The organism is uncultured Negativibacillus sp. (genome assembly GCF_944388365.1).
GTDB lineage: Bacteria > Bacillota > Clostridia > Oscillospirales > Ruminococcaceae > Negativibacillus.
In genome coordinates this window covers 39,956-52,053 of record NZ_CALXIN010000003.1, presented here as the reverse complement: position 1 = coordinate 52,053, position 12,098 = coordinate 39,956, and the positions used below count along the sequence as shown (strand labels likewise).

Sequence of the window (12,098 nt, the reverse complement as noted above, 5' to 3'; positions counted from 1 at the left end):
AAAAACGGAACGCATTCTCTGTCTAATTTGATGGTGTTTTCTCCATTTTCGCACTTTAATTTAGAGAGGATGACAAGATTTTATTCAGAGATGAAAAAATAGTGTTTTTCACTTGAAAACAATCGGGATAGTTTCTATAATTTGAGCGTGGGAAATCCCGATTTTATTATTTTATAAAGGTGATGAGAGTATGCAGGAGAAAACAAAGCAGTGGCTGAAGGATTTTATCATCTTGAATGCAGGTACAATTATTACCGCAGCAGGTACCTATTTTTTCAAGTTTCCAAATAATTTCTCAACCGGTGGTGTCACCGGTCTGTCGGTCGTTTTGACCCATTATTATCCGAATCTGAGCAACGGAACCATCGTTTCGGTCATCAATATTGCGCTGTTGGTCGTTGGTTTGCTGCTGCTGGGAAAAGGCTTTGGATTTAAGACGTTTTATGTTACCATCGCTTTTTCGGCGGTGCTGAAGGTGATGGAGGTTCTGTGGCCGATGACACAGCCGCTGACCGATCAGCCGTTTATGGAGCTTTTGTTGGGCGTCTTTTTGCCGGCCTGGGGTTCGGCAATGCTGTTTAATATTGGTTCCTCCACCGGCGGTACCGATATTATTGCCATGATCGTCAAAAAGTATTTTAAATGTCATATCGGCAAGGCATTATTGATCGTCGACTTTTTTATCACCATCATGACCTTTGTTGCCTTTGGTCCAACAACCGGTCTGTTCTCGATGGTTGGTCTGATTATCCGCTCCTTTGCCGTTGACTTCTTCCTGGAGGACATGAACACCTACAAGTCCTTCACCATCATTACCGACAAGCCGGAAGCAATTTACGATTATATCACCAATACGCTGCACCGCGGCGCCACCATCTATAATGCGGAAGGTCTGTTTAAACATACCGACAAGACGGTTATCCTGACGGCCCAGAGCAAAAAGCAGGGTGTGAAGCTGCAGGAGGTTATCAAGCAGACCGATCCGCATGCCTTTGTTTTGATCAGCAACACCAGCGAAATCATCGGAAAAGGCTTCCGCGGCGGTAACTAATCTCTATAACCATTGCAGAGGATTGCGAAAAGTAAATGGAATGAAAAAGGGCATCTTTACAAGAAGTATGCCCTTTTTTGTACTTTTTTTCGTTGACGTGATGCCGATAGATTGATAAAATGATAGGAAAGAAAAGAGAACAGGTGTGCCGATTTTGATAAGGCAGGGGGAAGCCTCAAATCAGCCACGGAATAGAAAAGGGAGAGCAGTATGGAATTATTGAAACAAAGAATCTTGAAGGATGGCAACGTAAAAGAGGGCAATGTGCTGAAGGTGGACAGCTTTTTGAATCATCAGATGGATATTCGTCTGCTGGATGAGATCGGAAAGGAGTTTCGCCGCCGTTTTGATGGTCAGGGCGTCAACAAGATTTTGACCATCGAGGCATCGGGCATCGGTATTGCGGTCGTGGTTGCACAGCACTTTGATTATGCGCCGGTCGTTTTTGCGAAGAAGAGCAAGTCCAAAAATCTGGACGGAGAGTTATATACCTCGCAGGTAACCTCTTTCACCCGCGGCACCACTTTTGATGTGCAGGTTTCTAAGAAGTACCTCAACCCAGGCGACCGCGTGCTGATTATCGACGATTTTCTGGCAAAGGGTCAGGCGATGATGGGACTGCTGGATATTGTAGCGCAGTCGGGTGCCGAGACGGTCGGATGTGGTATTGTCATTGAAAAAGGCTTCCAGGAGGGCGGCCAGATGCTGCGGGAGCGCGGAATTCATCTGGAGTCGCTGGCAATTATCGACCGTTTTGAGGATGGTCACGTTGTGTTTAGAGATAAATAAGCAGGTTGAGTTGACTGAGCTTGCTCAGTCGGCACACAGTTCGCGTTGTCGGTTGAGAGGGAAGTCGAAAGTTCCGTTCTCGCGCAGGTCGCTTTGCTCGTTAAGCTGCCCGCCAACACAAAATAAAGTTTTTGGCAGGTTGAACCTGCACGCAGTTCGCGTTGTCGGTTGAGAGGGAAGTCGAAAGCTCCGTTCTCGCGCAGGTCGCTTCGCTCGTTAAGCTGCCCGACAACAAAATAAGATCGCCGCAAGAGGGGAGGATATTTGGTATGAGAATGTATGACCTGATTGAAAAGAAAAAACTTGGTCATCCGCTGACTGCACAGGAAATTGACTGGATGGTACAGGGATTTACGGCGGGAGAAATCCCCGATTATCAGATGTCCGCCTTTTTGATGGCGGTCTGCTTTCAGGGGATGAATCTGCAGGAAACTACCGCGATGACCTTATCGATGGCACACTCCGGCGAAATGTCCGACCTGTCTGCCATCCATGGAGTGAAGGTGGATAAACATTCTACCGGCGGCGTCGGCGATAAAACCACTTTGATTGCGGCTCCGATGGCTGCCGCCTGTGGGATCCCTGTGGCGAAGATGTCCGGCCGCGGGCTTGGGTTCACCGGCGGTACGGTGGATAAGCTCGAATCCATCCCAGGCTATCAGACTGCGCTGGATCGGGAGGAGTTTTTCTCGATCGTCAATGAGATCGGCATCTCGCTGATCGGTCAGAGCGGCGCACTGGCTGCCGCCGACAAAAAAATCTATGCGCTGCGCGATGTGACCGCCACGGTGGACAGTCTGCCGCTGATTGCATCGAGCATCATGAGCAAAAAAATTGCCGCCGGTGCTGACGCCATCCTGTTGGATGTCAAGACCGGCAGCGGCGCATTTATGAAGACGGTGGAGGATTCGGTCGCACTGGCGCAGACGATGGTCGGCATCGGTGAACAGGCCGGACGAAGAACCGTCGCTCTCATCACCGATATGAACACACCGCTGGGCGATACGGCAGGCAATGCCATCGAAGTGGTGGAGGCCATCCAGACACTGCGCGGCAAAGGTCCGCAGGACCTGACCGAGCTGTGCATCCATCTGGCAGGCAACATGCTGTATCTGGCAGGCAAAGGAACGCTGAAGGACTGCCTTGCAGATGCCAAGCGTTCGATTGCGGACGGCAGCGCCTATGAAACCTTCTGTCGGATGGTGCAGCGGCAGGGCGGAGATCTGTCCTATGTACAGGAACCGTCCAAGTTCCCGACAGCGCCGGCTTTTGCTGTGCTGGCGCCGCAGGACGGCTATCTTGCCGCGATGCAAACCGAGGAGATCGGTGCAGTGGCAGGGATGCTTGGTGCAGGCCGCGAGAAGAAAGAGGACAGCATCGATCCGGCGGCAGGCATCCGCTTTGTCAAAAAGACAGGCGCACAGGTGCAGCGCGGCGAGGTCATCGCACAGCTGTACACCCATCGGGAGGAAAAGGTGGCGGAGGCAACCGAACGTTATCTGGCGGCGCTGAGCTGGTCAAACCAGCCGCCGAAGCCATCCAGACTGATTCTGGCAAGAGTGACGGCGGAGGGCGTAGAAAGACAACAAATGCAGGAAGGCAAATGATGCGAAAGACAATGTATTTGACGGCTCTATTTTCTGCATTGGCTGCGTTAATTCTGATGGTGGTGTACTGGCGTTGGTGCTGGTCATGGGTTTTAAGCCTGGCGATTACATCAGCTACTGTCTGCTACCACTTTTCAATGCGGCTGGTGGTCGGAGAATTGGTGAGCCGGATGATTAAACAGCCGATGAATCCTCAAAACCGATGGTTTGCTCAAAAAAGATGGGAAACACCTTTTTACCAATTTTTGCGTGTGCGCTGCTGGAAAGAACGGATGCCCACCTATAATCCCAAGCAGTTTTCAATGGACAATTCACTTTCGGAAGTGGTGCAGGCTACCTGCATATCTGAGCTAGTACATGAGCTGATACTTCCTCTATCCTTTGTACCAGTCTGCTGGTCAAAATATTGGGGTGCTTTTGGAGTGTTTCTGCTGACTTCGCTGGCAGCGGCGCTGGTGGACAGCAGTTTTATTATCCTTCAACGTTATAATCGCCCGCGTCTGCTTCGTCTGTTGAACCGTCAACAATTCCATTCAAAGAAGCTATAAGAAAATCCGAACAGAGTTTTCTCTGTTCGGATTTTTTAGCAAATAGTTATATTTTTTACCCTTTATCCTATTTGACAACTCGGATAATGCCGATCGGGGTCTGTTCCAGCGACTGACCGAGCGGGTTGTCCTTGAGGATTTTGACCAGCAGGTCGCGGTCCATCGAGCTGTGGGAGATGCCCAGGATCTGGCCTTCCAGGTCGTTGATGTCGGTGATGGCAACCTTGATGCCGCCCAGACGCTGGGACATCTTCTGTGCGGTTTCATCTGGATCAGCAGGGCCGAGTACAACATAGTGGTTGTATGGCGGCAGGGTGTAGTCGCATGGGCCGTCGATGGAGCGAGCCTTGTAGCCGGCAATCTTGTAGAACCAGCCGCGTTTGTGGAACAGCTTGCCTACTGCAGATACCGCAGCTGCAAACAGGATGCGCGGAGTACCGCACTCCTGCAGTGCCATCTCCATTGTTTCAGGAATGCCCAGACCGATGCCGTATGGGGTTTTGAGTACAAATTTGCACAGGAATTTTGCCAGCGGACGCGGATGGATGTCCTTCATCGGGATCGCACGCTTCTGGGTGCAGGCAACGGCTTTCTCGGTCATGAACACGATGTCGTCCGGTTTGGCGTATGGTTTTGCATATTTTTCGATGACGTCGCATACATCATCTTGATCGGTGATAACATGGGTGCGGATGGCAAGACGCTGGTATTTGACGCCGTCCACCTCGATAATTTCGTTTTTTCCTTCGTTTACGATGTAGTTTTCTTCGCTCATCTGTTTCACAATCCTTTCGGGATGAAAATCCTTTTTGAAAAAACAGGCAGAACATGCCCGTTTAGAATACCTTTATTTTACCCCAAATGATGCACAAACTCAATATAAGGGGGATTTTTTTGACAATACTTTGTAAAAGGTGGCAATTTCGCGGGGAAAATGGCTTTGCTTTTCAACAGGAACACCAGAGAATCACAAGGGGAAATATTTTACACGACAGATGGAAAAAATGCCTTTTCATCCCCTGGAATCTGTTATATAATGGAGAATGTAAAAATCGTTGGACGACGTTGGAGAGTGTGGAAAGATGGTCTTTTCAAATTTATTTTTTATTTATCTGTTTTTGCCGCTCAATTTGATTTTATACTTTGTATCTAAGAATAAAACCTGGCGCAACGTGGTGCTGCTGTTGTTTTCGCTGTTCTTCTATGCCTGGGGCGAACCGGTCTGGGTGTTTTTGCTGATGATTACCGCCTTTTTGGACTACCTGTGGGCGCGGTGCATCGAGTATTTTAAGCGGAGCGGAAACAATTTCCGCGCAAAGGTGGCGCTGGCAGCCTCGCTGGTGTTTGACCTTGGAATGCTGGGCGTCTTTAAATACAGCGGCTTTGTGGTCGAAAATATGAACCTATTGACCGGACTGTCGCTGCCGGTGCCGCAGATTGCGCTGCCCATCGGCATCTCGTTTTATACCTTCCAGACCATCAGCTATGTGGTGGATGTCTACCGCGGACAGGTTGCCGCACAGAAGCAGTATTACAAGTACCTGATGTACCTGTCCAGCTATCACCAGCTGGTGGCAGGTCCGATTGTGCGATACAGCGACGTTGCCGCCGAAATCGAAAACCGCCGCACCACTGCCCGCGATATGAGCGAGGGAATCACCCGCTTCTGTGTCGGATTGGGCAAAAAAGTGCTGGTGGCAAACGTAGCCGGCAAGCTGGTGACGCAGTATCTGGATGCGCCGCTCGACCAGCTGTCGGTGGCAGGCGCCTGGTTTGGAGTGCTGCTGTACGCGCTGCAAATTTACTATGACTTCTCGGCCTATTCGGATATGGCGATCGGTCTGGGTCGGATGTTCGGATTCCACTATCGGATGAACTTTAACTATCCCTATATCTCCAAGTCGGTCACCGAGTTCTGGCGCAGATGGCATATTTCGCTGAGCAGCTTTTTCCGCGATTATGTCTATATCCCGCTGGGCGGCAACCGCCGGCACCAGCTGTTAAACATCGCGGTGGTTTGGTTCTTGACCGGACTGTGGCACGGTGCCAGCTGGAATTTTATCCTGTGGGGTGTCTTCTACGGGGGATTGCTGATGATCGAAAAGCTCGGTTTGCTCAAGATTCTGGAGCGGCTGCCGTCGGTGCTGTCGCGGGCCTATCTGCTGTTTTTGACGCTGATCGGCTGGACCATCTTTTATACCACCGATCTGGGACGACTAGGCGATTATTTTCGGGTGATGTTTGGATTGTCAGGCCGTCCGCTGATCGACCCACAGCTGAGCATCACCTTTGCAAACAATCTGTACTGGCTGCTGGCAGCGCTGCTGTTCTGTCTGCCATTGACCCAGTGGCTCAAACAAAAGGTACAGGCTCATCAGGGAGAAGCAGCACAGGCAGCGACGGTAGTGCTGTGTGCGCTGATGAATGTAACACTGCTGTTTGTCTGCACAGCGATGCTGGTGGGAGACAGCTACAATCCGTTTTTATACTTTCGGTTTTAAGCAGAAAAAATCGGGCAGAATTGGGAAAGGAGAAAAGACAGGGTGGACAACAAGAAACGAAGCACCGATCAGCTGCATCTCATCAACATCTGTGTGACGCTGCTGTTGTTGGTGGGAGTCGGTATCCTGGCGCTGGTGCTGCCAAAGCCGACCGTGTCCGAGATCGAAAAGCGTGAGCTGGCAGAGAAGCCGGAGCTGACGCTGCAAAGCTGGTTTTCGGGACAGTTTGCCAAGGCGTTTGACGCCTATTATGCGGATACCTTCCCACAGAGGGAACAACTGGTTTCGGTGGCATCCCGACTGGAAAGTGTGCGAGGCTACCATCCCGATGATGTGCGCATCCATCAGGGAAACACCTCCCAGCAGACGACCTCCGCCCAACCAGTGACACCGGACCCGACACCGACAACACCGGAGCAGGAAACCACGCCGCCAACCTCAAATGAGCAGACACAGACACCGTCCATCGACTATGAAGCCTATGAGGACCCCAATGCACCAGGCAACGGTCTGACTGGCGAGGGCACCGGCGGCGAGCAGGCGGGCAATCTGTTTTTGTACCGCAATATGGGAATGCAGATCTTCGGCGCCAGCGAAAAGATGTCCAAACGCTATGCGCAGGTAATCAGCTCCTATGCCGAGGATCTGGACGGCGTGCAGGTATACAGCCTGATTGCGCCGACCTCGATTGAGTTTTATCTGCCCGAAAAATATGAGGGCATTGCTTCCAGCGAAAAGGAGAACATCGAATTTGTTAACTCCCAGCTGTCCGAAAAGGTCAAGCCGGTGGACGCGTACAGCGAGATCGAGAAGCAGAAGGAGGATTACCTCTACTTCCGTACCGACCACCACTGGACGGTGCGCGGCGCTTATGCGGCGTATATCGCCTTCTGCAAGACGGCAGGTCTTGAGCCGGTGGCGCTTGACGAGATGGAACGCCATCAGATCGACGGATTTGTAGGCACGTTTTATAACCAGACACAGGATGCGCAGCTGGCAGCACCCCCTGATTTTGTGGAATATTTTGTTCCGCCGACCGAAACAACGACCTGGCGCTATCTGAAGGGTGCGCCCTATACACCGGTGGAAAGCACCATCTTTGCAAGCTATGCGACGGGTGGACAGAACACCTACAGTGTCTTTTTGCACGGCGATTTCCCGCTGACCCACATCCAGACCGACAACCACACCGGCCGCAAAATCATGCTGGTCAAGGAATCCTACGGAAATGCGTTTGCACCGTTTCTGGTTTCCCACTATGATGATGTTTATATCGTCGATCAGCGTTATTTTGAGCTGGGTGTCGAGGATTTTATCAAGGAAAACGGCATCACCGATCTGCTGTTTTTAAACAACATCTTTGCGGTCAACACCGGCGTGCGCATCGACGAGCTGGAATCCATCAAGAACCAGACCTACACGCCGTATGTACCTCCGGTGCAGACCGAACAGCCGGCGCAGCAGCCGGAAGAAACCCAGCCGATAGAGCAGCAGACGGAGCAACCACAGACCGTTCCGCAGCCTGTGGAGGAACCTTCTTCCACGGAGGAAGAGGAAGAGACACCTCAGACAGAGCCGCCGGAAAAACACACAGGACTCAAGAGATCCTGAGAAAGGGAGGAACACCATGAAGTTAATCACAGCGATTCGGGTGATCGCGGCAGCCGTGTGCGGACTGTTCCTCCTGACAGGATGCAGCCAGCCGGACAAAGGCCAGCAGCCGCAGAAGGAGCTGACCCAAATGACCATGCTGATCTCCTCGGATGCACCGGACTGTGTGCGTTCGGCGGCGGAGGAATTTATCAACCGTGCCGCCTTCTATTCGGACGGAGAGCTGGAAATCAGCCTGAGCGAAAGTCAGCAGGTGGAAACGATTCTGGAGTCCTCCGAGGCGGAGTTTGCCTTTGTTTCCAACGAGGAACTGGTCTCCTCGGTGCCGGAGCTGGAGACGCTCAACCTTCCCTTCTACTTTAAACATGAGGATTATCAATTTAGCGCCCTCAATGCAGAGCGCACCAAAAAGCGGCTCAATGAGCTGCTTTCTGCTGTCTACCCGATGGAGGTGCAGATGGCGACGGTGTGCGGCTATGAGGATCTGGCTGCCGATGCGCAGGTGGATCTGACCGATTTTCGCAAGCGCTATCCGCTGGCAGTGAAAACGTCGTACTTCTCCGATCAGCTTCAGGAGGAGATCGGTGCGCGGGAGATTGTGAGCGACAATCCCTTCCAGCTGCTGCTGGATGGTGGTGCAGAAATTGCACAGGCAAGCCTCTCCCAGGTAATCGAAACGGTGCAGCAGGGCCAGAAGCAGGCTCAGGAGCTGGTGGTGTTTACCAGTGCGCACAAACTGGAGACGGTGTATCTGCTGATCGGACAGGACGTGATGGAGTCGCTGGATGAAAAGCAGCAGGCAGCGGTCGAGCAGGCGGCAGTGATGGCGTGCGGCTACTGCAGCACATTGGCACAGCAGCAGCGCGACCAGCAGATGGAACAGCTGCAGGAGCTGGGCGTACAGGTCTACCGCGTGAATCTGGAAAAATACTTTGCCCTTTTGGGCGACATCTATCAGTACCAGTCCGAGGAAATGCTGCTGCAGCCGGATGCCGAACTTGACAGTGCCATCCGCAGCGAAGGAGTACAGGGAACCTTCTAGGGCGGATGGGTGATATTTCATAAAAAAACAGAATTTTTGCATAATTTAATGGACAGGTAATGGACAAGACTGCAAAGTTATGAATAAAATACAAACTCTTCCTTGATTCATATTGCACACTATGCTATAATCTCATAGCTTGTTTGGGAAGATGATCTTTCTCAAAAATATATGGTTGTGCAGTGTCCGACTTTTTAGAATTGCAGAAAAGTGCGGGTACATTTTCCGAAGGAGGTAGTTTTATGGAGGCAATCCAGGCAGGCTGGCTGTCCATTCTTCCGCCGGTGATTGCGATTGTGCTGGCATTTGTGACCAAGGAGGTTATCTCCTCGCTGATGCTGGGCATCCTTTCCGGCTCTTTAATTTATGCGGCGCTCACCCATCAGGGCTTTTTGATGGTGGGAGCAAAGACGATTGAAACGGCATTTTCTACGATGGGAGGGACCGGCGGCTCGGTCTCCAAGTTTAATATTCTGCTGTTCCTGTCGCTGTTGGGTGCGCTGGTCGTGGTGGTTACCAAGGCGGGCGGCTCCAAGGCATACGGCGTTTGGGCAGCAAACAAGCTGCGTTCGCCGCGGGCAGCGCAGCTTGCAACCAGTGCATTGGGCGCGCTGATCTTCATCGACGACTATTTTAACTGTCTGACCGTCGGCACCGTTATGAAGCCGGTCACCGACAAATACGGAGTATCCCGCGAAAAGCTGGCATATCTGATCGACGCGACAGCAGCACCGATCTGCATCATCGCGCCGGTGTCCTCCTGGGCAGCGGCAATCGGCTCCAGCCTTTCGGTCACCGGACAGTTTGAAAGCGACCTGGCAGCCTTTGTGGCGACCATCCCGTTTAACTTCTATGCGCTGCTGTCGCTGGTGATGGTGGTCGGTCTGGCAGTGCTGAACCTCGACTTTGGACCGATGGAAAAAGCGCAGTACCGCGCAAAAACCACCGGCGATCTGGGAATGGATACCACCCAGGAGGAGATGCAGGTTTCCGGCGGAAAGGGCCGCGTATACGATCTGGTGATTCCGGTGGCAGCGTTGATCGTCTTTTCGATTCTGGCGATGCTCTACACCGGCGGCTATTTTACCCAGGCGGATGTGACCACCTTGCAGCAGGCATTTGGCAACTGCGATTCCTCCGCCTCGCTGGTGATGGGCGGCTTTGGTGCGCTGGTCGTCGCATTTCTGCTGTTTGTTCCGCGCAAGCTGCTCTCCTTTAAGGACTTTATGGGCAGCATCACCGAGGGCGTCAAATCGATGGCTTCGGCAAACATCATTCTGGTGCTGGCATGGACGCTGGGCGCCATCTGTTCGGATGTGCTTAATACCGGCGAGTATGTCAAGACGGTCGTGCTGGCAAGCAACTTCCCGATTGAGATTATTCCGGCGGTGATCTTTGCCGTAGCGGCATTTTTGTCCTTCTCGACCGGAACAGCATGGGGAACCTTCGGCATTTTGATCCCGATTGTGGTGGAGATCTGCGCAAGTGCAGCGCCTCAGCTGTTGGTAGTAGCACTGGCAGCGACGCTGGCAGGCTCGGTTTTTGGCGACCACTGTTCGCCGATTTCGGACACCACCATCCTCTCCTCCACCGGTGCAGGCTGCAATCATCTGGCACATGTATCCACCCAGATGCCGTATGCGCTTCTGGTGGCCGGATGCAGCTTTGTGGGCTATCTGGTCGCAGGCTTTACCAATGCAAACCTGCTGCTTTCGCTGGGAACGGCGGTGCTGCTGTTGGTGGCAGTCACTGTTGCTCTGCACCGTATGGCAGTCAGAAAAGAAGTCAAACGATAAAACAAAAACGCCAGCCGTTTTTTAAACGGCTGGCGTTTTGCTGTCCACAACACTCAGGACGGCTGAGAAGGGAAGATGGTTTTTCGCCGCTGCCAGAGAAAGCGGGCAGCCAGCACCAGACAGGGCATCAACACGGCTCCCAGCACGCCGAACAGCCGAAGTCCCGCATAGACCGAGACAAGGCTCACCAGCGGCGGCAGGCCGAGCTGCTGGCCGACCAGCTTTGGTTCGAGCAGGCTGCGGGCGCCGGTGATGAGCAGATACAGCACAAACAGTCCCAGCGCGCGCCCGCCGTTTTGTCCCAGCAGAGAAATCACTGCCCAGGGAATCAGCGCCGTGCCGGTGCCAAGCACAGGCAGGATGTCCAGCAGAGCGATGATCGCTGCGATGGACACAAAGCCGCTCACTCCGAGCAGCCATAGTCCGGCGCACAGCTCCAAAAAGGTGATGAGCAAAAGCAGAAGGTAGGCGCGCAGCAGCCGCAGCAGCGTGGTGGCGGCAAAGCTTTTCAGCTGATCGGCAAGCGGACAGAAGCGGGCAGGAATCAGGCTGTGCAGCGCAGCCATCACCCGTGGATAATCCAGCGAGATAAAGGCGGAGCAGAAGATGGTGACCAGCACGGTGATCAGCACCATCGGCAGCGCCGCAGCAAGGTCGGTGCAGAAGGAAAGCAGCGCCGAGGACAGGCTGGTGCTGAGCTTGGCGGCAGCGCTGGCAAGGCTCTGCATCCACAGCTGCACCGTATCGGCAAGATCGGGCACAAAGCGGGACAAAAATCGGGAGAGCCACTCAAAGAAGCGTGCCAGCGCCGGAAGGAAGGCGGTTTTATAAAGATCCGGCAGGGAAGCAGTCAGGGAACACAGCTGTCCCCAGATCACCAGGCCCACTGCCCAAAGCAGCACCACCAGCAGCGTATAAAACAGGACGGTGGCAAAGACGGCGGCGCTGCGCCGGCGAATCCGCATCTTTTGGGAGAAAAACAGCGTCAGCGGACGCAGTGCCGCCGCGATGAGAAGTCCCAGCCAGAAGGGCAGCGTCGCCGGCAGAATAAAATGCAGTCCGGCAAATGCCCACCCAAACGCACACAGCCCAAACACCGTCCACAGAATAAATCGAATCATCTTGGCTTGCTGCACAAAAACCACCTCCGAAA

The 12,098-nt window shown here is 53.0% G+C and carries 10 protein-coding genes; 8 read left to right on the top strand and 2 right to left on the bottom strand.

What is annotated here, in order from left to right; translation table 11 throughout:
* Nucleotides 1–190 precede the first annotated feature (190 nt).
* The 4 genes from Q0L39_RS00975 (at nt 191) to Q0L39_RS00960 (ending at nt 3,995) form a co-directional block, all read left to right on the top strand.
* A complete protein-coding gene (locus tag Q0L39_RS00975; RefSeq protein WP_296626471.1) occupies nt 191–1,051 on the top strand; it encodes a YitT family protein in 861 nt (286 codons plus the stop codon).
* Nucleotides 1,052–1,261: 210 nt separating this feature from the next.
* Nucleotides 1,262–1,840, top strand: a complete 579-nt coding sequence (locus tag Q0L39_RS00970) for a xanthine phosphoribosyltransferase (RefSeq protein WP_296626470.1) — start codon at nt 1,262–1,264, stop codon at nt 1,838–1,840.
* Between the two features lie 269 nt (nt 1,841–2,109).
* Nucleotides 2,110–3,447: a pyrimidine-nucleoside phosphorylase gene (locus tag Q0L39_RS00965; protein WP_296626469.1), complete on the top strand. Its 1,338-nt coding sequence runs from the start codon at nt 2,110–2,112 to the stop codon at nt 3,445–3,447.
* Nucleotides 3,447–3,995 carry a hypothetical protein gene (locus tag Q0L39_RS00960; protein ID WP_296626468.1) on the top strand — a complete coding sequence of 183 codons (549 nt, stop codon included), beginning with the start codon at nt 3,447–3,449 and terminating at the stop codon, nt 3,993–3,995. Before Q0L39_RS00965 ends, Q0L39_RS00960 begins: the two co-directional genes overlap by 1 nt.
* Nucleotides 3,996–4,062: 67 nt before the next feature.
* Here Q0L39_RS00960 and Q0L39_RS00955 read toward each other — a convergent pair whose 3' ends face one another.
* The gene (locus Q0L39_RS00955) at nt 4,063–4,770 is read right to left on the bottom strand and encodes a coenzyme F420-0:L-glutamate ligase (RefSeq protein ID WP_296626467.1); all 708 of its coding nucleotides are present in this window, start codon (nt 4,768–4,770) and stop codon (nt 4,063–4,065) included.
* A gap of 307 nt (nt 4,771–5,077) precedes the next feature.
* On the opposite strand from Q0L39_RS00955, the gene Q0L39_RS00950 reads away from it, so the two are divergent.
* The 4 genes from Q0L39_RS00950 (at nt 5,078) to Q0L39_RS00935 (ending at nt 10,945) form a co-directional block, all read left to right on the top strand.
* On the top strand, nt 5,078–6,496 hold the full coding sequence (locus tag Q0L39_RS00950) for an MBOAT family O-acyltransferase (protein WP_296626466.1): 1,419 nt from the start codon (nt 5,078–5,080) through the stop codon (nt 6,494–6,496).
* Nucleotides 6,497–6,538: 42 nt separating this feature from the next.
* Nucleotides 6,539–8,107, top strand: a complete 1,569-nt coding sequence (locus Q0L39_RS00945) for a DHHW family protein (protein ID WP_296626465.1) — start codon at nt 6,539–6,541, stop codon at nt 8,105–8,107.
* Between the two features lie 16 nt (nt 8,108–8,123).
* Nucleotides 8,124–9,149 carry a hypothetical protein gene (locus tag Q0L39_RS00940; RefSeq protein ID WP_296626464.1) on the top strand — a complete coding sequence of 342 codons (1,026 nt, stop codon included), beginning with the start codon at nt 8,124–8,126 and terminating at the stop codon, nt 9,147–9,149.
* A 242-nt stretch (nt 9,150–9,391) separates the two neighbouring features.
* Nucleotides 9,392–10,945: a Na+/H+ antiporter NhaC family protein gene (locus Q0L39_RS00935; protein WP_296626463.1), complete on the top strand. Its 1,554-nt coding sequence runs from the start codon at nt 9,392–9,394 to the stop codon at nt 10,943–10,945.
* 53 nt (nt 10,946–10,998) lie between these two features.
* Here the strand turns inward: Q0L39_RS00935 and ytvI are convergent, their stop codons facing one another.
* A complete protein-coding gene (gene ytvI, locus Q0L39_RS00930) occupies nt 10,999–12,081 on the bottom strand; it encodes a sporulation integral membrane protein YtvI (protein ID WP_296626462.1) in 1,083 nt (360 codons plus the stop codon).
* Nucleotides 12,082–12,098 lie beyond the last annotated feature (17 nt).